Below are 24,479 nucleotides of genomic sequence, written 5' to 3' on the forward strand. Positions count from 1 at the left end.
ATGCGCTGGCGGGCAGAGGCCCGCAGCGGATCGACTATGCGAAGAACGCTACGCCACCGGTCAGCACGCCCGCAGCCGCGACAACGAACGACAGATTGCGCAACCAGTTCTTGCGCGTCAGCAAAGTGATCGCGCACAGCGCAATCGCGACCTGAATCAGCAACGTGGCTTGCGCCCATCGATGGTGACCATGCAACAGCGCTTCGCTTTTCGCGTCGTTGGCGGCGACTTCCTTTTCTAGCGCTTCGGCTTGCGCGCGGATCGGCTCTTTTTGCTGCTTGTATTTATCGACGTCGGCGAGGAACTTCGCGTGCGCGTCGGTATTGCCGGCCGACAGCGCCGCGCCGAGTTCGGCGAGATTCTGCTTCTCGCCCTTGGCCTGGTAGTAGCTCCACTGGTTCGCCGCTTCGGTCTTTTTGATCGCGGCTTCGTTCTTGAAGTACAGCGCCAGATTTTCGCTGTTGCCGCTCTGGTACGCGAACAGTGCGCCGAGCGTCGCGAGGATCGCCGTCATCACGGCCATGCGGCTCGCAAACGGGTCCGCGTCGTGGTGACCGGCGTGTTCGACCGCATGGTTGTGCGGACCATGCACTTCATATTCTTCAGACATCCGATTCTCCGAGGCAATGCTCTGCTAGTTGTCGCCGGGCGGCGCGCGAGCCCGGCGGCCTCAATCTTAGCCTGTCAGGCGCGGTGATGGAAAACACGCCGTAGCAGGCGCGACGCCGCGGCCCCGCGGTCACTACATGCGAATGACGACGCGGCCGCGCGTGCCGCCCGCCACTGCGGCGTAGGCCTCGCGAGCCTGTTCGAGGGGAAACTCCTGCGCGATGGCCGGCCCGGTCAGCTCGCCGTTTTCGAAGCCTTCGACCAGCGCCGTCATCAACGGCGCCGATTCCGCGACACCCAGCTTGGCGCTATCCACGCCGAACAGTTGTGTCTCGTTGTGATAGAAGTCGATCAGATCGAACTCGACGCGGCGCTTGCCGGTCGCGCTGATTTCCAGCACCCGGCCGCGCCGCTTGACGAGACTCAGCGCGGTCTCGAACGCCACGCCGCCGACCGTGTCGTACACGACCTCGGCACCCGCGCCGCCGGTTGCTTGCTGCAAGCCTTCGGTGACGTGTTCGTCGAACGGTACGTAGGCGTCGATCAGGCAGCCGGCTGGCGTATCCGCATCGAGCGGGCGACGGTCGACGGCGATCACCCGCGCGCCGCGTGCTTTGGCGAGCTGCACCACCGCGCCGCCGACGCCACCTCCCGCGCCGATCACCGCGATGGTTTCACCCGCTCGCAGTTGCGCGTACTCGACGGTCCCGAGCCACGCGACCACGAAGTTGACCCCGATCGCGGCGGCCTCGCTGTATGTCAACGTGGTCGGCTTGCGCGAGAGCGCGGCGAGCGGGATCTTGATGAATTCGGCGTGCGTGCCGTCGCGTGTGAAGCCGATGTCGCCACCGGTGCCCCATACATCGGCGCCTAGCCACGCTGGCGGCCCGTCGGCCACCACACCGCTGAAGTCGCGCCCCGGCGTGCGCGGCAAGACCGTTTGTTCGAAATGCCCGGCGACGTTCTTGACGTCGCTCGGATTGACCGAGGCCGCCATGACCCGCACGACCGCGCTGTCGGCGTCGGCTTGCGGGGTCGGCAGATCGACGAAGTCGAGCACCTCGGGACCGCCAAAAGACCTGAATTGAATCGCTTTCATCGCCTGTCGCTCCGTTTGGATTCCGGGCCGCGTCGTGCGGCGGACAGAGCATAGTCTAGGTGACTGGCGCGAGGGCGTCGGGGCTTCGGCGCGAGCGACTCAGGTCGCCGACCTCTGCCGCGCGATCAGATCCGCCAGCCGTTCGACCTGCCGGCCCTGCGCATCGAAGTTGCTGGCGTCGAGCCAACGCATATAGCTCGAACGCAGCGCGGGCCACTCGCCGTCGATGATCGAAAACCACGCGGTATCGCGATTGCGTTCGCGATACACGATCGCCTGGCGGAAGATCCCTTCGAACGTGAAGCCATAGCGCAACGCAGCGCTGCGCGACGGCTCGTTCAGCGAATCGCACTTCCATTCGAAGCGCCGATAGCCCAGCTTGCCGAACACCTCGTTCATCAGCAGGAACATCGCTTCGGTGGCGATGCGCGTGCGTTTCAGGCGCGGCGAATAGGCAATGTGGCCGACTTCGATCACGCCGTTCGCCCGATCGATGCGCATCAGCGCCAGCGTGCCGACCGCGCGGCCGCTCGCCAGATCGATGACCGCGTAATGCAGCGGGTCGGCGGACGCGGCGAGGCGCGTCAGATGCTCGCGATAGGCCGCGAGACTGGCGAACGGACCGACCGCGAGATAGGTCCAGTCGCGGCCATCGGCGGCGGAACTGTATGCGTCGAACAGATCGCCGGCGTGACGCTCGACGTCGACCGGTTCGATCCGGCAATACTGGCCCGTCAGCGGTTCGCGGCCGGGGGCCTGGGCGCTGCGCCAGCCTGGTACGGGCACACCGATTGGTTGGTCGAACTCGTTACGTCTGGGTTCCATGTCTGGTCTCCTGTCATGCGTGGATGTTCGTCGATGATGGAGTACGATACCGCAAACGTGGTATGTTCAAAAGATCCACGAGAAGCCCATTCGATAGGTCCAGCCGAGATGATCGAGATCATAGGCCCGCTCGCCCACGCGGCCGGTGGGGCGAGCGCCGATGGCGATGCGAAGCGCGCGTCGCTGCAAAAGCAACTGATCGAGCGCTTGCAGCAAGCGATCCTCACGGGCCGCTTGGCCGCGGGCTCGCTGCTGCCGTCGTCGCGCTTGCTGGCCGCGGAGATGGGCGTGTCGCGCAATACCGTAGTAATCGCTTACGAGCATCTGGCTGCGGTCGGCTACGTGGTCGCCGACCGCCAGGGCACGCGCGTCAGTCCGCTGTCCAGCCCGGCCGCACGTGGCGAGCCGCCGGCGCGCTCCGGTGCGCCCGAGGTGGCCTACGCGGCGCGCGTCGGGCAGTTCGAGGCGACACGCAGCCATGGCGACGACTCGCTCGCGTTGACCCCCGGCACGCCCGCACTGGACCACTTTCCGCTCGGTGCCTGGCGGCGCGCGCTGGAACGTGCCATGGACCGCGCGCTGCCGCTTGCGCTCGGCTACGGTACGCCGGTGGGCGAACCGGCGTTGCGCGACGCGATCGCCGCGCATTTGCGGATGGCGCGCGGCGTACGCTGCGAGGGCTCGCAGGTGGTGATCACTGAAGGCGCGCAGGAGGCGCTGAATCTGTGCGTGCGGCTCTTCACGAATCCAGGCGATATGGCGTGGGTCGAAGACCCGGGTTATCGCGGCGCGAAGGCCGCCTTCAATCTGGGCGATCTGAATCTGCTGCCGGTGCCCGTCGACGCCGAGGGCATGGCCGCGCCAGCGCATGCGTGGCGCACGCATCCACCGAAGCTGATCTATACGTCGCCTGCGCATCAGTATCCGACGGGCGCGGTGTTGTCGGTCGCGCGCCGTCTGGAATTGATCGCGCACGCGCGGCACTGCGGCGCGTGGCTGATCGAGGACGATTACGACGGCGAATTCCGCCACACCGGCGAGCCGATCGCCAGCATGCAAGGTCTGGTTGCGGACGCTCCGGTGTTGTACGTGGGTTCATTCAGCAAGACGATGTTCCCGGCGTTGCGTCTCGGCTTCGTCGTATTGCCGCGCGGCATCGCCGCGCACAGCGCTGTTGCGTTGCGGGAAATGCTGCGCGGCGGGCATCGGCTGGAGCAACTGGCGCTCGCGCATTTCATCGGCAGCGGCGAGTTCGGGCGGCATCTGGGACGCATGCGGCGGCTGTACCGGGAGCGTCAGCAGGCGCTGCGCGATGCGCTCAGCGCGCATTTCGCGCCGCCACAGATTCTCGGCGGCGATTGCGGCATGCATCTGACGCTGCGCCTGCCGCCGCATGTCGACGATCGAACCCTGGTCGAACGCGCGCTGCCTCAGGGGCTCACGCCGCGCCCGCTGTCCGGCTTTGCGTTGCAGCCGCGCGCCGAAACCAACGGGCTCGTGATCGGCTACGGCAACACGTCGGCTGAGCGGCTTGCGCCTGCGGTAGACACGCTGGCTGCACTAGTCCGTGAGATGGAAGGCAAGGCGCGACGGCGGGCGAAAGCGGCCCCGGCGGCCGCGTCGAGCACCATGGTTCGCGGGTAATTTTGGCGTTTGTCCGCGCGCCCCATGTCGCGCTATCGTGTCGCTTATGCGCGGTGATTTCGACGTGTCCGACGTCGACGAATTGCCCGCAGGTCATGCCCGGCGCACCGCACTGCAACATCGCGTGCGGGGTGGCGTGCGTCGCGGGCCTCGCTGTCAGCCCCCGGCATGAGGAATGCCTTTGTTGTGGTTATCTATGACGATATTTATTCGAACGGAGACGACATGAAGGAAATCGAACCGACCCCGTGGTTTGAGCTTGCCGCCCACACACCCGTCCGCGAAGGCTGGTACGAGGTGCAGCTGGCGAGCGGGGACACCGCGTTTGCGAAGTTTGGCGATGGCGTGTGGACCGAGAAACCGCTGCTGGTCTTCACGCACTGGCGCGGCTTGTCCGCCGACCCATCGAAAGCCGCCGAAGGCGCGACCGAATCGATCGCCGCCGAGGCCACCGCGGCCGAGGGCGTACGTGCCGCATGGAACGCGTTCTTCCCGGGACTCGGCGAAGAACAGCACAAACCGCTGGACGCCGTGGCCAACGGTAAAGCGCCGCATTGACAGGGGCGCGGGCGGCGGCTTGCGGGCTGCCGTCCTGTCGCGCTTGATGTTGCGTTTTGTCTTTGCGTCTGTTTCTGCTTTTTCGTCTGCCTCTGCCTCTGCCTCTGCCTTTGCCTCTGCCTCTGCCTCGGCCTCTGCCTCGGCCTCCATCCTGATTCGAACGCCATGACGGCGTGTCCGGCTCGCGCGGGCCGCTAGTAGCGTGCGCGCGAGCGTCGGCATGGTCGTGGCCCGTGGCCGGGCTTGCCTGTCGAGGGGCGGATACGATTGCTGTCATCCATTTTGACGCAAACAAGCCTTTCAGGGCGAGTGCTGGTACGACATGACGTTTTGGAATCCTTACTGTCGGGCCGTGCTTGGCCAGTTACCATTGCCGTCGTTTGTCCGCTCGGAGCTCGTCAACGCCGCGTTGACCGTCCCTAACGTGCGCGTCCATCATCGTGCATCGTTACGCGGTGCCGTTCGAAGTAGCGCTGAACATCGCAGTGGCGCTTGCCGCTAATGCCCAACGCGGCAATCTCGTCACTGACGCGCGCCAGCCTCCTGATAACTCCGGGCTGCGGGACGGTGAATCATGACGGCGCTCGCCGTCGATCCCTGATCCGGGTTGATCGAAATGTTGGGTGCGCACGCCTGCCCAGGCAGGGCGTGCGTTTGCCTCAGGCGGGCCTTAAGAAGGGCTTCATATAGAGAAGCTCGACACAATCGGACAAGTCCAGTTTTGGGAAAGTGTTGTGCAATCGCAGCAGATGTCGTGATTCGATAATTATTGACGCAGAAGATGCGCCTTGATGTGGCTATAGTTCACGCACGGCGCGGAAGAGACCAGCACCACACGCACTGCGCCTGCACAAAAACGAATAATAGGAATTTCATGCGTCACCTGCGTCACGAGTATCGTATCCGGTTAGTACAACGAAGTGCTTCGAAGGACGCAGCATGGTTTGCGGCGGGCAAGCCCAGCAAGGTCACCCGGCATCCGCTGTGGATGCGCTCGGTCGCAGCCCTGATGGCGACTGTCATGTACTTCGCGCCGGCCGTGTTTCTCGCCGACGCCACCGCATACGCGGCGGTGATCGTCGATCCGCGCGCACCAGTCCCGTTCCAGCCGACGGTGACGCAGGGATCAACCGGCGCGGGCATCGTGAACATCACCGCACCGAACGCGCAAGGACTCTCGGTCAACCAGTTCCAGAGCCTCTCGGTGGGCGCACCAGGTCTCGTGTTCAACAACAGCCGCATGGCCGGCACCTCGCTGATCGGCGGGCCGGTCGGTGCAAATCCGAACCTGGTGGGCCGCACGGCCTCGATGATCCTTGCGCAGGTGACCTCGACCGGCGCGCAGTACCGCTCGGTCCTGGCGGGGCCGGTCGAGGTTTTCGGGGCGCCGGCCTCGCTCATCATCGCGAATCCGAACGGCGTCAGCATCCCCGGTGGCATGCAGGTCACGAACGCCTCCAGCCTGACGCTCACGACGGGCGTGCCGCAGTTCGTTACCGGCCCCGGCGGGGTGACGACGGACTACGCGGGCGCCGGGGCGCTCGCCTATGACGTGCGCTCGGGCGACATTGCCATCAATGGCGCACCCGGCAACGACGGCACGCCCGGCCCCGGCATCGATGGCACGGTCGGCAACCTCGATCTGATCGCCCAGACCCTCTCCATCAGCGCGCCGCTGAAGGCCGACCAGCGGGTGAACCTCATCGCCGGAAACCAGCTCGTCTCGCCGACGGCCACCGGGGCGGCCGGCACCAGTTACGGCACGGCCTCGAACGGTGCAGCGAACAATGCCGCCGTGATCCAGACGCCGGGCGGGCTCGCCATCGACGCGAGCCAGTATGGCTCGGTCACGTCAGGGCAGATCTATATCGTTTCGACTGCCGCTGGCATGGGCGTCAACACCCAGGGTGCGCTCGCGGCAACCGCTGGAAATGTCACCGTTAACACGAACGGCGACATCACCGCCGGCAACACCTTCGCGAACCAGAACGTTACGCTCACCAGCGCGGGAACGACGAACGTTTTCGGCACCGGTCTGGCCAACCAGAACTTCACGATCAACGCGAACGGCGACATCAATGCGACCGGTCCGGTGTCGGCGGGCCAGAATGTATCCCTGAACGCGGGCGGTGACCTGAATGCGGCGTCGGTCGCCGCCAACGGTAGCGCGGACTTGATAGCGGGCGGCTCGATGTCGCTCGGATCACTGTCCGCCCATGATCTGGATATTGAAGCGACGAACGGCAACCTGACGCTGGGTCAGGCGATCACGGCGCCCGGCACGATCAGGGCGGTCGCGGGCCTGGACCTGACGGTCAACGGCTCGGTTCAGGGTGGCGGTACGGTAGGCCTCAGCGCTACGCGCAATGCGGCAGTGAACGGCACGGTCACTGGCGTGGGCGACACGTCGGTGACGGGCATAACCGGCACGTCGAATATCTCGGGCAACGTGCAGACCAACGGCGCGCTCACGGTTTCGTCAGCGCAGGGCACTACCCTCGGCGGCATCGTACAGGCGCAAGGTCCGGTGTCGGTGATCGCGCAGAACGGTTCCATCACCGGTCAGGGCGATGTTGCGTCGTCACAGGGTTCAGTTTCGCTCGACGCCGGACAGGCCATCAACCTGAGCGGGTCCGTGCAGGTCGGCGGTTCCATCACCGCACTGGCGGGCGGCGACGCGTTGTTTGGCGGCACCCTCGCAGCACCCGGTGCGATATCGGTGACGACCGGCGGCGATGCGACCCTGGGCGGCAATGCCACGAGCGGCAGCACGCTCACGATCGCAGCAGGCGCCAATGCGTCGATTCTGGGTACTGCCGCCTCAGTGGGCAACATGAGCCTTACAGCCGCGAACGGTTCGCTGTCCACCGCGAACAATGTGGTGACGCTCGGCACGCTGGCGGCAAGCGGCCAGCAAGGCGTGAATCTGGGCGGCAACGTCTATAGCCAGGGCAACGCTCAGATCAGCTCCGGCGCGGGCAGCGTGGCGGTGGCGGGCGCGTTGTCAACGCCGGGGTCGATCACGGTCAATGCCGCCCAGGATGTCACTGTGACGGGCCTGCTCAACAGCGGCGGGGATGCAACGATCACGGCCACGCGCGATGCGAACCTCAATGTCGGTCTCGACGTACAGGGAACCGGCAACGCGACCATTACCGTCGGGCGCGATATCAACGGCAGCGGCGCCGTCAACGTGGCGAACGACACGACGCTCTTGGCCGGCAGCAACATCGGTATCAGCGGTGCGATCCAGACCGGCAACAATCTCGCGGTGACGGCGGGTAACAACCTCGCTGTCGGCGCGACCACAGCGGTGGGTAACGAAACGCTCACGGCCACTGCCGGCAGCGCGACGCTGGCAAGCGATGCACTGTCGGGCGGCGACATGGCGATCAGGGCTGCCATCGATGTGACCACGCCCGGCAGTGTGCAGAGCCTGGGCAATTTGAACGTCAATGCGCAGGGCGGCAACCTGAGCGCGAGCGGGCGCGTTTCTACGGCAGGCACCGCAACGCTGAACGCAGGCCAGAACCTCTCGCTCGCCGGGCAGACTATCGTGTCCGGCGATGCGACGCTCACCGGCGCGAATATCACAACGCAGGGGCTGGCCGTCGGCGGCAACCTGACGGCCACCGCACAGAACAGCCTCGACACGTCGGCCGGACAGTTGAACGCCGCGTTCGATGCGAGTGCGCCGGCACTGAGCGTCAACGGCAACGCGACGCTTACCGGCGCAAACGTTACAACAGCCAACGCGGTAATCGGCGGCATCTATAGCGCGACCGGCACGACCAGCATCATGACCGGCGGCACGGCCGCATACCAGTCCAATGCGACGCTCGCGGGCGGGACGGTGACAAACGTTGGCACGCAGATGGCGGCGGGCGACCTGACGGTGTCGGGCTCGACGGTGACGAACCAGGGCGCGCTGTCCTCACTTCAGACGGCCGCAGTGAACGCGACGGACCTGAATAACAGCGGCTCGATCTACGGCACCGCCGCGAACCTGAATGTCACCAACAGCACGGTCAACGCCGGTGCACTGCTGGCGACGAACACCCTCGCCCTCACCACGGCCTCGCTGGATAACAGCAACGGGCTGATTTTTGCGGGCGACGTGAATAGTCCCACCTCGCCGGTCGGCGATGTGACGGTCAACGTGAATGGCGGCAACGGGACCTTCAACAACACGAACGGCCAGATTCTGGCGCAGAACGGGCTCACGCTGAACCTGCCGAACCAGGTGATCGATCCGTCGGCGGCGACGATGGGTATGCTCAACGGCGGCAGCGCGTTCAACCTGTCGGCGCAGTCGATCAGTAACACCGGCGCGTGGACCCTTCCCGGAACGGCGGTGACCGTGATCGCCGCGCAGGGCATGAGCAATACCGGGACGATCAACCAGGGCGCGGGGACGCTGGCGCTCAATGGCGCGGTATCGAATGCCGGCACGATTGCGGCGCAGGACCTGACCATCACCGGCTCGCTGGCAAACCAGACGGGCGCGCTGGTGCAGGCGAACGACGCGTTCACGCTGAACGGCTCGGGCACCAATATGGGCACCGTGCAGGCGGTCAACTCGCTCACCATTGCGGGTTCGGGCTACGACAACTCGAATGGCATCACGCAGGCAGGCAACAGTAGCAGTGCGGCCGGCAGCGGCAATGTGAACATCAGCCTGTCAGGGGATCTGACGAACGCGGGCGGCATGCTGACGGCTACGAATGACCTGTCGATTACCGCGAACAATGTGGTCAACTCGGGGGCGGGCGCGGACCCGGGCGTGACAACGACGACGACCACGACCGTGGACAACCCGGGGCTCGCCTTGGCGCTCGTCGTCGGCTCCGACAAGATCGACGAGGCGGCCACGTGGGGGAGCGGTGGCGTGAAATTCTGCTGCACGGTCTACGGGCTGGGAACCAATCAGGTCACGCTGGCCGATGCGCTGTCGGTCGACGGTGTCGCCGATCCGACCTCGATCAACACGATTCTGGGACCCACGGCCGCCGCATGGAAGCAGTTCAGTCCGCCGGTCACGAACGGCAATACGGTCACATTCGTGGAAATTCCGACGGTCACGGGTACCTCCAACACCGGCAATTCCATCATCCAGAACCTGTGGTTCGTCCAGACGCCAGACAATGCCTCACAGGCCATCGCGACGATTACTGTTGTATTGCCTACCGCGACAGAGACGACCACGACCACCGGTGGCACGGCAGGCGGCACCTCGGTGATTGCCGCTGGCCACAATGTCAGTATCAACGCCAGCAGCCTGAACAATCAGGGCGGCAAGGTCAGTGCTGGCAACGATACCAGTGTCAACGTTCAGTCGCTGAACAATGGCGGTTCGGTCTATACCTCGACAGTCACCGACACGGTCGATGTTGCTTCCATCGACAGCTTCCTGTCGCAGGCGCCGTCGACGATATCGTTGTGGAACACTTTCAACGGCCCGAATGGCCTGGAGGGCTGTCCGTTCGGCATGGCGGGAGTCTGTATCGATCCGTCGGGTATCCGTCTGGCCGCGCCGGGCACGGTCACGCCGCTTTCCACGTCGTCCTCCATCACCGTTCAGGGTGCCGCCGGGCAGATCGTCGCGGGCCACGACCTGAACCTGTCGGGCGGGGATCTGGTTAACGCCGGCACGCTTGCCGCGACGAATGACGTCAACATCAGCGCCGCGAGCTTCACGAACCAGGGCACCAGTACCGGGACGATGACAACGACAGCAGGTTGCGCAGCGGGCTTTAGCGCCGGCTGCACGACACTGTCGACCACGAACCCGAACGCGCAGACGTACAGTTACCAGCAGATCAACAGCAATGTGACGGCGGGTCACGACATCGTGATCGCCGCCAATACCGTCAGCAACACCTACGGCAACCTGGCCGCAGGCAACAGCGTGGTGATCGGTGGTGCTGGCACGACGGCAGCAGCGCCCACGCAGGCGGCGAGCGTCACGAACACGTCGGGCGCGATCGCCGCCGGCAACGATGTCGACATCAACGGAGCGACGCTGGTCAACACCATTGCCGCGCCGGTGCAGGTGCACCAGAACTACGGTACTGCGACGCCGTTCACTGGGTGCACGAGCAACTGTGAGGCATACATCGACGTGCAGTCGGCGACACCCGCGACGATCACGGCGAACCACAATGTCAATCTCACGGCGGGTAGCTTCAGCAACACCGGCAGCCTGATCACCGCGCTGAACAATGTCACGATCAACGCGACGGCAACCGCAGGCAGCGACAACCAGTACCTGAATGCGTACTGGGCGAGCGATCTGCTTCATTACAACACGAGCTATGTGGCGTGGGGCTGCGCGAGCAACCCTTCGCTGTGCCAGACCCTCTACGGCAACGCGTACAGCAGTAGCGCAGCGCAGGACCCGGCGGGCCTGCCGTCGTCGGTCGGACTGCCGGACTTCGTGCCGGCGACGATCCAGGCCGGCAATACGCTGTCGGTGAACTCTCCCACGCTCACGAATACCGGTAACGTGGTCGGTCAAACCGTGGCGCTGTCCGGCTCGCAGCTCGTGAATGGCCTGATGGATCCGGATGTCTATACGCCACCTCCCGTTGTGACGGGGCAGGTGATTTCGCTGGGACCGCCGGCCGTCCCGGCGAACGTAGCGACGACCGTCAACGGTTCGTGGCAGGTGACGAACGCGAATGGCCAGGCGGTTTCCGTGACCGGCTCGGCGGGCCTGCCGTCGAATTCGCCGATTGGCGTGCAGACAGTCGGCAAGCCGCTCGCACCCCTGGTCTCACAGGCGGGCGCGCCTGCAGGCTCGACGGTGCAGACTATCGCCGGCCAGACGATACCGGTGACATATCTCGTCAACAGTCCTGCCTCGGCAGTCACGGGCGACCTCAGTCCCGCCGCGCTGCTTGCGGCACTGCCGGCGAACCTGCAACCGGGCACGACGCAGTTCTACTACGACCCTTACACGCAGGCGCAGCAGGTTGAGCAGGCCGCTTTGCAGGCAACCGGCAAGGCGAGCTTCTATAGCACGACCGGCGCGACCGACAGCACCGGCCAGGCTTCGATTAGCAATCAGGACACGCAGGCGCTGTATGGCGCGGCGCTCCGGTACGCCGAGCAGAACAACGTCGCGCTGGGCACGCAACTGAGCGCGGCACAGCTCGCGCAGATCAATGCGCCGATGCTTTGGTACGTCGAGCAGAGCGTGCCCGAACCGGGCTGCACGGTGACCGGTAGTGGTGCGTGTCCGACCGTGCAGGCGCTGATGCCGGAAGTGCTGTTGCCGCAGAACTATGCCGAAGTCAGTGCGGACGGTGAAATCAGCGGCGCGAACGTCGCACTCAATTACGCGAACAGCATTCTCAACACCGGTTCGATCAGTGCACAGAACCTGACGGTCAACACGGCGAGCCTGACGAACGAGGAACGTTCGACCAACATCGGCACGATCTACAACAACGTCGATAACGGCGTCGCGGTGACAACCGGCACGCTTGTCCAGCAGGGCGGGTTCATGTCGGCAATGAACTACGACCTGAATGCCCAGACGATCGATCAGATTGGTGGGGCGCTGCAACAGATCAACTCCGACGGTAGCGTGAACCAGGCCGCGACCTCGCAGATGCTGGCGAACCTGAAAAGCCAGCTCGGCAGCAACTTCACGCAGAGCACGGTCAGCAACAACCTGAACACCACAGTCATTTCTGATGGCGGTATGGGGCTGATGACGGTGTTCGAGATGGCGATCATTGTGGCCATGTCGGTGGTGACCGCCGGGGCAGCTTCCGCGGCCCTGGCGGGTATGCAGGTAGCTGCAGCCGATGCGGGGATGGCGACGCTGGCTGCTGGCGGCACCATTGTCGAAGCGAATGCGGCAGCGGGCATTCTGGCGAGTTCGGCGTTTGCGGCTGGTGGTGTGGCCAACGCGGCAATTGCGGGAGCAATGGCTGGCCTGGTGGGCAGTGCCGCTGGTGATCTGATGTCGAGCGGCACGCTGAACTTTGGGGACGTCCTGAAAGGCGCTGCTATCGGCGGGCTAACCGCTGGTCTGACAGATGGCATTACCCTCGATGATTCGGGCATTGGCTTCAGTCTGAGTGGTTCGCCGGATAGTCTGGCATCGCTGGCTGGCGTGCAGAGTGTTGGCAATTCGCTGGTGCCACAGGCCGGCGCATCGACGGCAGGCTCGCTTCCGGAGCAGGCGCTTGCCCTGGCAGGCGAAGCGACCGTACAGGCTGGCGTGCAGACTGCGATAGATGGCGGCAGCTTCCTGGCGAGCCTGCGCAATAGTGCGGTCAGCGATGTCGCAGCAGCCGGCGCGTACGCGATCGGTAATGCGAATCTTGAAGGCGACTTCGGAACCGGTACGCAACAAGAACTCGAATATGTGGCCGCTCACGCCGCACTGGGTTGCGCAGCGAGTGCGGCCGAAGGCACCGGATGTGTGGGCGGGGCGATTGGCGGGGCGGTGAGTGCGGCGCTCTCGCCTTCGTTTATCGGCCTGATCGATCCCGTCGCCAATCCTCTCGATTCGGGGCAACTTGCTGCGCTCGCGGCATTTGCGACGCTGGCCGGTGGAGGACTGGCTGCGCTGGCCGGGGTGAACGTGCAGGGTGCAGCGACCGCCGCGCAGAATGAGGCACTGAACAATTCGAGCGTGCACATCGGCGATGGCAAGTCGGAGACGCAGAAGGAACTCGACGAGTTGCGCGCGCAGCAGGCAAAAGAAAAAGCCGCGCTTAGCGAGGCAACCGGCGGACAGGTGACCGATAACAGCGCGGCAACCGTGCCTGGATCGTCCCTGACTGCTGGTCTTGGCGGCGCCACAAACAACGCACCCCTCGGCCTTGGATCGACCGGACGGGCCGTCTCGAACAACCTGCAGGAGCAACTGGCTCTTCAACAGGCAATGTCGAATCCGGCGGCTGGAGTACAGTTGCCTATCCCCTTGGGCGACTCTCGGTGGCCGGCCGCCGACGGTTGGGTGAAAATGTCGCAAAACGTGAATGGTGTCGAAATACACTACGTCCGGAATGTCAACTCCGGTGCCGTTGACGATTTCAAATTCAAGTGACAGCTATGCGCATCCTTTGTCAATCGAATGCGGGTGCAAGTCTTCCGGAGAGCGCGAGGTGTCGCGGTGAAACGGATAGAACTGAATTTGCACCGCTAAAAGTCGGCGATGAGTACATCGTCTACGGCCTGATGTTCCTATTCAGTCGGGTCGACTTTCTAGTGTGTCCGGGCGGCACAGGTCCTTACTGGATGCCAAGCAATCTATTTTCGGTCTCGGATTCAACACTTCCTGCATGGCGGATATGTCTGACGGCACAAGTTCGTGACTATCAGGGGTTGCTGGCGACGTTTGGTATTACAGCGCTTGTCGGCTATGACGCCCTAGTTAGCGACTATCAGCATTACGTCGGGATTCTCGAGCGTGATCCCGTTCATCTTCAAAGATTCTTTGCCGCGAAGCAACTGGTTGACCAATGGCAAAACGCTCGAAGCGGGGACGATCCGGGTTAAGTCCAGCGATGTGACGGTGGCGCCACAAACAGCAACCCTGTCGCGACGGAACCGAGTACGGCATTCTTCTGGTCAGGGCGAACTAACGGAGTTGGGGGCCAAGACATTGCCGCCCAAATTGCCCAACTGAACAGCGGCACGACGCTCGAAACGTTGATCGCGCAAAACGGAATTCAAATGCCAACATGGGACGCGTCGAATCCTGCGGTGGTGCGAGCTTGGCAAAACATTTCCGCGCAGTATGCGGCAGGAGCATCGGGATCCGTGCGCGCAGTCATCGGCTCGAATCTCAGACCGGGCAACGTTTGGGAAACGGCAGAATTGCCAGCGTTGATGAATAATCCCAAGGTGACTCAAATCACAACTATCGACCCTGCAACAGGTGCAAGCAAGGTCATCTTTACCCGAGGCAAATAATGATTCTTGACATATCACGAGGGCACATCAAGGTGAAAGTCATGGACCGGATTGCGACGGTGGGGGGGGAGATGTTTTTCCCCGGGAACGACAAGCTCGGCTTTGTCGTCTACTCGGATACCATCAGTTTTTGGGACCCTCCAGATCAGGCCATTCGAATTTCGCCGACAGAGAAGCAACTCATATTGGACGACATAAAATCCGACTTCTCTAAAGGCGGCCACACGCTTGACATCGAGTAGCCAGTCTCGTCGACCAGAACCTTCAGCCCATGGACGGCAAAATAGAGGAACGTTGCATGAAATTTAAAGCGCCGGTGAGCGTCAACGTTCTAAGCCCATTCCGGAACGGTTCGACTTGCGACAGGCATCCCTGCGGAAAAATGAATGCGATGAACGAGGCATTGCACCAAACCACAAACACCTGGAGATTTTCGATGATCAAGCTGTGCCGTGCCCTGTTGCTCTCCAGCCGTGTCGCACTGCTAAGCAGCGGTTGCGCTTCCGGGCCGCAATACAAGGAAATAGCCTCATCGATTCCGACACTTGCAGCGGTTCATGGCCGTATCTATTTTTTCCGTGAAAGTTCCATCTTCGGAGCCACCATCCAGCCGGACATCAAGCTCAATGGAGAGGTTGTTGGTCGCTCCACGGCAGGCGGTTTCTTCTATGTTGACGAACCTGAAGGGCAGTACACCGTCTCCACTACGACCGAAACGGAAAAGTCAGTGTCGTTCACGCTGCATGCAGGCGACACGAAGTACGTGCGCACGTCGGTCAGTATGGGTGTGCTTATCGAGCACGTGACGCCGACGCTCGACGATCCGGATACCGGCGCACAGGCAATCGGGGAACTCAAGTACACAGGGACATCGGACGGTACGCGCGACCCGATAAAACAGAAAAAGTCTTAAGGTCTATCACCCTGTCCAGCGCGTGGTATTCCGACGCTGCTGGATCGGTGAGATGAGCGATACGGCGGTACAGGATAGTGGCCGACGGAAACAATACGACGATCCGTTTCCCACGGTCATATGTTAGCAGTGCAAATCATTAAGTTATGTCAAACATTCGACATCCGGAGGCCAGATGCCCTTGGGACATGCAAAGAGAACAGACGGACCACCCGATGTCGGGTGAAACGAAATGGGTGCTCGCGCTGCGGCGCATCCGCGATGAAAAACCACGCATCAGACTATGGTCGGGCCGCCGCATTTTCGCCGTCGCACTGGCAGGCATTGTGCTGTCAGTGCTGTTTGCATGGAGCTTTCTCAACCTGCTGCTCGTGCTGGTGTTCCCCGGCCGTTCCGCGATCCATTAGACGGATCGAAGCGAGATTCTGAAATGCGATTTTCTTTCCCGCCGATCAGCCTGCTCGCGGCGGCAGCCATTCTTTTCTCAGGCAGCTGCGCCCTGTTCGGCTGCCACGCCGGCACGACCTTTTGATCCAATTGAAGTCTATGTATCTCCATGAATCGAGCGTGCGCAGGCGTTTGCCTGTGCCCCCCAGGATGTTTGGTGTCCTGACACTGATGGCGTTCGCACAGGCCGCTGCTGCGGCGGGCATCGTTCCCGATGGCGGCACCGCTACATCGGTATCAACCGCCGCCAACGGCCACCAGACCGTGACCGTCGCCCCAGGCACCGGCGGCGTCTCACACAATACCTATTCGTCGTTCAACGTTGGCAAACCCGGCGTGGACCTGAACAACGTCGGCATCAACGCGGGCACGATTGTCAACCAAGTCACCAGCACCAATCCGTCGCTGCTCCAAGGGCCTATCACCGTGCTCGGGCCGAACGCTAACGTGATTCTCGCGAACCCGAACGGCATCACGGTCAACGGCGGCAGCTTCGTCAATGCTGGTCACGTGGTGCTGTCCACCGGCCAGGTCAGTTTCAATGATCTGACGCTTGCTCCCGGCGTTACCCGGCGCAACGTCGTACTGGCCACGAAAGGCGGCACGATCACGATCGGCGAGGGCGGCCTGTCCGGCACGCTGGTGAATCTCGACCTGGTCTCCAAACAGCTTGCCGTGAATGGCCTGGTCACCAACAACTACACCAGTTCGATCGGCGGCGTTCGCGCGATCGTGGGAGACAGCACGACCACCTGGAACACGGGCTACTCTCCCACCGACAACGGTCACGACTGGCTGGCCAGCCTCACGGCGCCCGGTACGGCGAGTCCCGGCATCGCAGTCGACATCACGGCCCTTGGCGGCCTGACAGCAGGTCGCGTCGAACTGATCGTGAACGACAAAGGCGCGGGCGTGCGCAGTCTCGGCGCGCTCTATGCGACGGCGGGCGATGTCATCGTGTCCGCGAATGGCGATGTGGGCGTGATCGATGGTTCGGTCAAGGCTGCTGGCAACGTCAGCCTTTCTACTTCCGGCGCATTGTCGTTGCAGGGTGCGCAGGTCAGCGCGGCGAACAACGTGACGGTGAACGCGAGCGGTATCGCGCTTGCGGATGACGCAACGGGCCTTTCGATCCTGAGCGCAGGCAACGCGGTGAGCCTCACCAGCGCCAGTGACATTTCGAATACCGGCAGCGTGATCCAGGCCGGCGCCGTGTTGACAGATGGCTCACCCGTCGGTGACGGCCTGTCACTGAATGCAGGCGGCAGTATCGTCAACCGTTCGACGCCTGGAAACCTCGGAATCATCTTCGCGCAGGGCGGCGTGCTGTCCCTGAACGCCGCAGGCGACATCATCAACGACAACGCCCGGATTCTCGGGGATCAGGCCGTGAATCTCACCGCCCAGGGCGATATATCTAACATCATCGACCACATGGGCGGCACGGACAACGGCCAGCCAGTCGCGTACTCGGACAGGGGCGGCAGCTTTCTGTTTTTCACCCACACGACGAGCGGTTTCAATGTCGATTACGGCACGATCAGCCAGCCTGACCAGCTGGCGCTGATCGTATCGACCAGCGGTCCGGTGACGATTTCTGGCCGCAACGTCTCCAACACAGGCGGCCTGATCCAGTCCAACGACGGTGATATCTCGATCACCGCGCAGGACGCATTTACCAACGCGGCAGTGTTTGCCGGACAGGCGAGCTATGCGCAAAGCTGCTGGATTTTCTGCCACACGAACGCGTCGAGTAACGTCGCAGCGTATGGCGGCGCGATCCAGACCGGAGCCAATATCTCGGTCACAGCTGGCACGAGCGCGGCCAGCATCGGCGGCAGCGTGTATGCCCACGGCGATATCAACGTGACCGCACCCGTCACCTACGCGCAGGGCGTCACCGGCTATTCGGCGATCAACCAGGACCGCGGCTTCAAGGCGTTCTTCGGCAGCACGTGGGCGCAGATCATCGCAACCGATGTGGGCGGCGGCTTCACCGCGGATGGCGCGGTACGGCTTACCGGCGATGCGCTTATCGATGGCGGTTCGATCAGTGGCGCGAATGGCGTGACAGCGACGGGCGGCATCACGACCGTCCGCGCACCTTCTCGCACGCCGGTGCAGATCGGCCAGCATCTCGGCCTGACGACATGGTGGTGGTACTGATGCGGCAGATGTTCCACCATCAGTTCAAGCCGCCGCAGTGGATTCCCGTGCTGGCCCTTACCGGCCTTGCAACCCTGTTCCTGTCGGGCTCGCCGGCCTTCGCCCAGACTGCACCCCGCCCGGTCCAGGACCCGGCGCAACAGCTCATCGACCAGCAACGCGAGCGTGCGCGGCAGCAGCAGTTGAACCAGCCGCCCGCTTCGATCACGCTGCCTGCCCCGCAAGCAGAAATCACGCTGGACATTCCGCTGGATACGCCCGTCGAGCAGATTGCCGAAACGGGACCGACTTTCCAGGTCAATCGCATCATGCTGGCCGGACCGGATGGCAGCCCATTCGCAAATCCGACGCGCGTATCGCAGGCGACGCTCGACGCGATCATTGCACCCTTCGCTGGGCACGCGCTGGGCTCGCACCGCATCAATGTGCTGCTCAAGCGGTTGACCGACGCGTTCGTCGCAGTGGGCTACGTGACCACGCGTGCGTTGCTGGGTCCGCAGAACCTCGGCACGGGCACGCTCACGGTGACCGTACAGGTGGGCCGCATCGGGGCGTTTACGGTGAACGATCAGCCCATCCGGCGACTCGCGAAGGACCAGCAGTCGGCGGGCGGGGGCTGGCTGACGGACGCAGGCTACCAGAACGCGTTTCCAGCCACATCCGGCGATCCGTTGAGGCTCGCCGACCTCGATCAGGGCGTCGCGCAGATCAACCGTTTGCGGCGCAATCAGGCACAGGTGCAGGTTCTGCCCGGTCAGGATCCGGGCGATTCGATCGTCGCGATCAGCAACGAGCCGGGGGACCGGCTCTACTACACGCTCGGCGTTGACAACTACGGCAGCACGGCAACTGGTGTTACCCGCTATCGCGCGGGCGTCGAGGCCGACAACCTGCTTGGCCTGCAGGAGTCGTTGAGCCTGAACTTCATCGACAGTCTGGAGAGTAACGCGCTGGTGGGCTCGCTCGCGGTGCCGTTCGGTCGTCACACCTTCAGCTACACGCTGGCGGATTCCGAATACCAGCAGCTCATCGGGACGACGGCGCTGCAGTACGGCCGCACGCTGAGCCACATTGTCGGCTGGAATTACGCGCTGAATCTCAGCCAGGCGGGCGTCACGAATATCGATGCGACGCTGTCATGGCGCCGCACCGATCGCGAGGCCAACAATATCGACCTCGGTACGCAGCGCCTCGCCGTACTGCGCGTGGGCGGCAACTGGCTGAGAAAGTTCGTGCTGAACGACGCGCCGGGCAACTTCACGCTCGATGCTGGCGTTTCGCAGGGCATGCCGTGGCTTGAAGCGGATCACGACGCGCATGACATCACGCGCGACGATGCACACAGCCAGTTCACGAAGCTCGACGCGACGCTGACCTTTACGGTGCCGTTGCCGAAGATCGGGCCGGCGGCGCTTGCATACCGTGGCGTGCTGGGCGGCCAATTCACCAACGTGGCGCTGTACGGCTCCGAGCAGCTTTATCTGGGCGGTATGGATACGGTGCGCGGTTTCCGCTCGGGCGAACTGGTCGGCGATCGGGGCTTCTATAGCCGCAACGAGTTTGCTTGGATCAACATGCCCGCCTGGCACGACGGACGGATCGAGCCGTATGTCTTTCTCGATGCAGGCAAGGCGAGCCTGATTGCCGTGCCGGGCTTTCCGACGCTCGCCGGCGCTGGCGCAGGTTTGCGCGCCCAGTGGCAGTGGCACAAGCGGGCCATCTCGGGCGAGGCGACCCTCGGTCGCGCCCTGACACAACCGGCCAGCCTGGGACCGCGGGCGACCACGGTGCTGGCTACGGCCAACCTCTCTTTCTGAAAACCGGTAAAGGAAATTCCATGTCTTTCATGACCACCACGATCCGTTCACTGTGTGTGACGGCTTTCGCGTCCGTTGCGCTGGGCACACTCGTGCCGGCTATTGCACACGCTGCTGATCCGGCTGGCGGCACATTGCCCGCTGGCACGGTTGCCATCGTCAACGGCGTGGCGATCCCGCAGGCAAAGCTCGACGACGCCATCAAGGCGTCGCGTCAGCCGGATACGCAGCAGCTACGCCAGGCGATCCGGCAGCAGCTGATTGTGGCCGAGCTGTTCCGTCAGGGGGCAGAGAAAGGGCACTACGACACGAAGCCCGAAGTCGTGCAGGCCATGAGTGCGGCGAAGGTCAATGCCGAGACGCAGCTCTACCTGAGGGACAACATCCAGCCGGAACCCGTGACCGACGCGCAGGTCAAGGCGCGCTATGACGCGATCGTCGCGTCGCTTGGCAAGGAAGAGTACAAGCCGCGCGTCATCACCGTCGCCGATGATGCGACCGCGGCTGTCGTGCTCTCGAAGCTGAAGGCCGGCGGTGCGTTCGATGCGCTCGCGCGCCAGTACAGCGTCGCGCCGACCAAGACGGCGGGTGGCGAACTGCCGTGGGTCAGCTTCAGAACACCGGTTAAGGAGGGCAATACCCAGGGACTGCCATTGCCGGTCGCGCAGGCCATCACGCAGTTGCGGGCAGGGGGTGTTACGCCGGCACCGATTCCGGCGGGTCAGGGGGCTAACGCACCGCGTGTGATCGTGAAGCTCGACGCAAAGCGGCCGACACAGGTGCCGGCATTCGACCAGGCGAAGGACGCGATCCGCCAGCAGTTGCAGGCGCTTGCGCTGGAGAAGGCGGCCGCGCAGTTCTCCGGTAGCCTCATAACGGACTCGAAGATCGTGCAATGACCCTGACCCTGACCCGTCAGTGAACCGATCGGCCCACCAGGAGCAGAACGATGGACATGATGCAAAGTATCCGCGCTTTTGATGCTGTTGCTACCAGCGGTAGCTTTACGGGGGCTGCGCGGAACATGAATGTCGGTACGCCGCAGGTGTCGCGCGCAATTGCGGATCTCGAGGCGCATCTTGGCTTGCGCCTGCTGAACCGGACAACCCGCAGCGTTGAACTGACGGTCGCGGGAGAGCAATACCTTGTTCATTGCAAGTCGATTCTGGCGAGTCTTGAAAAAGCAGAGGCAGAGGCAGCCGGAATGTGCGCCATCCCGTCCGGAACATTGCGTGTTGGTATTGACCCTGCGGTCGACCGGCTTCACTTGGGTGCGATCGTTTCAGCCTATCAGGATCGTTATCCGAAGCTGTCCGTCGAAATAGCACTGGCGACGGGCGGAAGAGAACCCGAATCTGCTAGTCACGATGTGCTGCTCGTTTGTGGCTCGCCTCCTGAGGGAGAAAAATTCGCATCTGTATCCCTTGGCTCAGTTGGTTTCGTGCTTTGTGCGTCTCCAGTGTATCTGGGCCGCTACGGCATCCCACAGGTAATCGGAGATCTCTGCCGTCATCGGTGGCTGCAGCTTGCATCGGCTGATCGCACATCGGGCCAGTGGCAGTTCAATGGGCCTGACGGATCGGAAGTTTTTAGTCCTGCGGTGTCCGCCATTCGGACAGATCTCATCGATGTACTAACGAATGCAGTAACGGAAGGTGCAGGCATCGCTCCGATTCCGATAGCGAGTGCCATGCCCGGATTGCGTAGCGGAACGCTTGTACGCGTGCTGCCTCGCTACAGGAGTACGGCCCAGAATGTTCACGCACTGTATCCGGCTGTCCGTTATCGGGAGTCAAAGGTCGAGACATGGATCGAGTTTCTCGCAGCATTACTACCACAGCGATTCGCAGACGATCATAGGGCGTTCGCCTCATATGTTGAGAATTCCACCCCCAAGATTGAATGCAGTCCAGGAAACGGGACGACATATAGAGTCGTTGCGTAACTGCTCGTCACTGATCGCCGTCTGTTACTTTTCCGAGACACTTCCTTAACTGTTTACTTCGGATAACGAACGAAATTCTGTATTCTGCCTCCTGCAACAAAACAACCAATATCATCTATATGGAGATACGATGAAAAAGATTGCACTGTCTGCTCTCTCGCTGGCCCTGCTGGGCGCAACGGTCGCTGCTCATGCGCAAAGCAGCGTCACGCTCTATGGCGTGATCGATGACTCGCTCCAGTACGTTCACAACGCGAACCCAGCCAACGACAATCTGTGGCAACTAGCAGCCGGCAACTTGCAGGGCAGCCGCTGGGGCATGAAGGGCACGGAAGACCTGGGTGGTGGCCTGAAAGCGATCTTCCAGCTGGAAAACGGCTTTAATCCGAATAACGGTGCGCTGGGTCAAGGTGGTCGGCTTTTTGGTCGTCAGGCCTACGTCGGCGTGACGCATGACGCGTACGGTACGCTTACCCTCGGCCGCCAGTATGACCCGGTTGTCGATATGGTCCAGCCGCTGACGGCAGATAACTATTTCGGCAGTACGTTCACGACGCCGGGCGATGTTGACAACAACGACAACAGCTCGCGTACGAACAGTGCGGTCAAGTACACGTCGCCGGTGTGGAGCGGCTTTCAGTTCGAGGGTATGTACGCCCTGGGCGGCGTCGCCGGCGCAACTGGCGCAGGTCAAACGTGGTCGGGCGCAGCCACCTGGGGGGCAGGCCCGGTCAGCATCGCAGCTGGCTATATCCGCATGGATAACGCAAACACGCTGGCAGGCCGCGGCTTCGTTCCTGCGACACCACCGGCCACTGGTACACCGGCAGGCTGGGGTACGGGCGCGACTTCGGACGCCACGTTCGATGGTTCGAACATCAACGGTGCTTACGCGTCGGCGAAGTCGGTCAGCATCGCTTCGGCAGCTGCGCAATATGTGACGGGCCCCTTCACGCTCAATGCACGTTACAGTTTTGCGCAATACAAGCCGGACAGTCTGTCATCGTTCACTGCGCAGCAGAAGTTCCAGGTTGCAGGCGCGTATATTGGCTACCAGGTCTCGCCAGCTATGCTGCTGGGCTTGGGCTACATCTACACGCATGGCTCGGGCGACACGTCGGCGAGCTACAACCAGGTTTCGCTGGGCGGCGACTACGCGCTGTCGAAGCGTACTGACCTGTACCTGGTTGGCGCGTGGCAACGTGCGAGTGGTCATCAGCGTGATGCCAGCACGAACGGCATCGTCGACGCTGGCGCGTCGATCGGTTCGTACGGTAATCAGGCTGGATCCAGGACGCAGGAAATGGTCAGCCTGGGCATTCGTCACAAGTTCTAATACGGCCAAAGCTGCATGACTCGCAATTTTCGAGCCGTACATTAAAGGCCGGCCGAAGACTGTGTCGAGTCGATTCTGATTGCGATGTTCATCTACGCGATCTACAGGCGCGGTCGTGATTCGTAGCGTGGTTGACGCGCGAGATCCCGATCACGACCGTTCAGGCAGTTCCATGACGACGGGAGAGCCCGCCCGCAATGGGCGGGCATCGCTCGACGCCTGTCAGGCCACCTGGTTGCGGCGAAGAAATCTCCCCGCCTCCTGTTGGAGCAGCGATTTCGCAGGCGCGGCTTACGCGTTGCCCTCGGCAAACGCCTTCAGCGCATCGCCCGCCAAACGGTAACGCACCCATTCGCTTTGCGCGCTCGCGCCGATCGATTCATAGAAGCCGATGGCCGGTTCGTTCCAGTCGAGCACGCTCCATTCGAAGCGGCCGCAGCCGGTATCGCAGGCAATCTGCGCGAGATGGCGCAGCATCTGTTTGCCCGCGCCGCCGCCGCGCGAAGCCGGCGATACGTACAGGTCTTCCAGGTAGAGGCCCTGTTTGCCGAGCCACGTGGAGTACGAAAAAAAATAGACGCAGAAGCCGACCGGCTCGCCGTTCATTTCGCAAATGAGCGACCTGGCCGGAGCGCCGACGGCGAACAGGCTGGCCTCGATGTCTTTGACGCTGGCGACGACTTCGTGCTCGGCCTTCTCGTACACCGCGAGTTCGGTGATGAAGCGAAGAATCAGGGAAGCGTCGGCTGCGGTGGCGGGGCGGATGTGAATGGTCAAGGCAAGTTGCTCGATGAGTTGGATGGGGTGGAGCGAGGTCGGGCGAGGCCGGGCGAGAACGCGCCGGCTTCTTTGGATCAAACGCGCATGGTAACGTTTGTCGCGTACTGTTGGCCAGCTAGCGGCCAGTAGTGGCCCAGTAGTGGCCCAGTAGTGGCCCAGTAGTGGTCCGCAGTCGCCGCGATAGCGATTGAAGGCACGCGCGCTTTCATGCAGGACGACGCGCGGCTCTGGAGTTGGAACGGACCTCCGCCAACATGAATCAGTTGCTGACATCGAAGGATCAAGCGCATCGCGGATCAGCTGTCGTCAGCGCTCACTTGCCGAGCGCGGACGCTTATAGCGAGACTTGAGCGACGGGCATGTCGCGACCCGCTACAGACGCCCGGAATCATCGCGATAATGCC

17 protein-coding genes are annotated in these 24,479 nt (G+C 62.8%); 13 read left to right on the forward strand and 4 right to left on the reverse strand.

The genetic code is table 11. From position 1 onward, the window contains the following. Nucleotides 1-34: 34 nt before the first annotated feature. The 3 genes from BN2475_RS01780 to BN2475_RS01790 form a co-directional block, all read right to left on the reverse strand. Nucleotides 35-610: a DUF4337 domain-containing protein gene (locus BN2475_RS01780; RefSeq protein WP_094777862.1), complete on the reverse strand. Its 576-nt coding sequence runs from the start codon at nucleotides 608-610 to the stop codon at nucleotides 35-37. 132 nt (nucleotides 611-742) lie between these two features. Next, entirely contained in the window at nucleotides 743-1,708 is a 966-nt protein-coding gene (locus tag BN2475_RS01785) for a quinone oxidoreductase family protein (protein WP_094777863.1), read from the reverse strand. A gap of 99 nt (nucleotides 1,709-1,807) precedes the next feature. Beyond that, nucleotides 1,808-2,533 carry a GNAT family N-acetyltransferase gene (locus tag BN2475_RS01790; protein ID WP_094777864.1) on the reverse strand — a complete coding sequence of 242 codons (726 nt, stop codon included), beginning with the start codon at nucleotides 2,531-2,533 and terminating at the stop codon, nucleotides 1,808-1,810. 108 nt (nucleotides 2,534-2,641) lie between these two features. On the opposite strand from BN2475_RS01790, the gene pdxR reads away from it, so the two are divergent. The 13 genes from pdxR (at nucleotide 2,642) to BN2475_RS01850 (ending at nucleotide 23,295) form a co-directional block, all read left to right on the forward strand. Next, nucleotides 2,642-4,177: a MocR-like pyridoxine biosynthesis transcription factor PdxR gene (gene pdxR / locus BN2475_RS01795; protein WP_094777865.1), complete on the forward strand. Its 1,536-nt coding sequence runs from the start codon at nucleotides 2,642-2,644 to the stop codon at nucleotides 4,175-4,177. A gap of 225 nt (nucleotides 4,178-4,402) precedes the next feature. After that, nucleotides 4,403-4,735, forward strand: coding sequence for a hypothetical protein (locus BN2475_RS01800; RefSeq protein WP_094777866.1), 333 nt, complete (start codon nucleotides 4,403-4,405; stop codon nucleotides 4,733-4,735). 874 nt (nucleotides 4,736-5,609) lie between these two features. Continuing rightward, the gene (locus BN2475_RS01805; RefSeq protein WP_159444513.1) at nucleotides 5,610-13,802 is read left to right on the forward strand and encodes a beta strand repeat-containing protein; all 8,193 of its coding nucleotides are present in this window, start codon (nucleotides 5,610-5,612) and stop codon (nucleotides 13,800-13,802) included. 363 nt (nucleotides 13,803-14,165) lie between these two features. Then, on the forward strand, nucleotides 14,166-14,384 hold the full coding sequence (locus tag BN2475_RS34960; protein ID WP_143325714.1) for a hypothetical protein: 219 nt from the start codon (nucleotides 14,166-14,168) through the stop codon (nucleotides 14,382-14,384). A gap of 47 nt (nucleotides 14,385-14,431) precedes the next feature. Then, entirely contained in the window at nucleotides 14,432-14,671 is a 240-nt protein-coding gene (locus BN2475_RS33365) for a hypothetical protein (RefSeq protein WP_143325715.1), read from the forward strand. After that, nucleotides 14,671-14,913 (forward strand): Imm74 family immunity protein, encoded by a 243-nt coding sequence (locus BN2475_RS01815; RefSeq protein WP_094777869.1) that lies wholly within the window; start codon nucleotides 14,671-14,673, stop codon nucleotides 14,911-14,913. The genes BN2475_RS33365 and BN2475_RS01815 overlap by 1 nt, the downstream gene beginning before the upstream one ends. Nucleotides 14,914-14,969: 56 nt before the next feature. Further along, nucleotides 14,970-15,584, forward strand: coding sequence for a DUF2846 domain-containing protein (locus BN2475_RS01820; protein ID WP_245841125.1), 615 nt, complete (start codon nucleotides 14,970-14,972; stop codon nucleotides 15,582-15,584). A 215-nt stretch (nucleotides 15,585-15,799) separates the two neighbouring features. Then, nucleotides 15,800-15,991 (forward strand): hypothetical protein, encoded by a 192-nt coding sequence (locus BN2475_RS01825; protein ID WP_143325716.1) that lies wholly within the window; start codon nucleotides 15,800-15,802, stop codon nucleotides 15,989-15,991. Between the two features lie 178 nt (nucleotides 15,992-16,169). Beyond that, entirely contained in the window at nucleotides 16,170-18,197 is a 2,028-nt protein-coding gene (locus tag BN2475_RS01830) for a two-partner secretion domain-containing protein (protein WP_425435451.1), read from the forward strand. Then, entirely contained in the window at nucleotides 18,182-20,014 is a 1,833-nt protein-coding gene (locus tag BN2475_RS01835) for a ShlB/FhaC/HecB family hemolysin secretion/activation protein (RefSeq protein WP_094777872.1), read from the forward strand. Before BN2475_RS01830 ends, BN2475_RS01835 begins: the two co-directional genes overlap by 16 nt. 20 nt (nucleotides 20,015-20,034) lie before the next feature. Further along, on the forward strand, nucleotides 20,035-20,913 hold the full coding sequence (locus tag BN2475_RS01840) for a peptidyl-prolyl cis-trans isomerase (protein ID WP_094777873.1): 879 nt from the start codon (nucleotides 20,035-20,037) through the stop codon (nucleotides 20,911-20,913). A gap of 50 nt (nucleotides 20,914-20,963) precedes the next feature. Then, complete coding sequence (locus BN2475_RS01845; RefSeq protein WP_094777874.1) at nucleotides 20,964-21,959, forward strand: LysR family transcriptional regulator; 996 nt, start codon at nucleotides 20,964-20,966, stop codon at nucleotides 21,957-21,959. A 130-nt stretch (nucleotides 21,960-22,089) separates the two neighbouring features. Further along, a complete protein-coding gene (locus BN2475_RS01850; RefSeq protein ID WP_094777875.1) occupies nucleotides 22,090-23,295 on the forward strand; it encodes a porin in 1,206 nt (401 codons plus the stop codon). Between the two features lie 291 nt (nucleotides 23,296-23,586). On the opposite strand, the gene BN2475_RS01855 is transcribed toward BN2475_RS01850, so the two are convergent. Next, nucleotides 23,587-24,072, reverse strand: coding sequence for a GNAT family N-acetyltransferase (locus tag BN2475_RS01855; RefSeq protein ID WP_094777876.1), 486 nt, complete (start codon nucleotides 24,070-24,072; stop codon nucleotides 23,587-23,589). Nucleotides 24,073-24,479: the final 407 nt, after the last annotated feature.

The organism is Paraburkholderia ribeironis, from assembly GCF_900019265.1.
Classification (GTDB): domain Bacteria; phylum Pseudomonadota; class Gammaproteobacteria; order Burkholderiales; family Burkholderiaceae; genus Paraburkholderia; species Paraburkholderia ribeironis.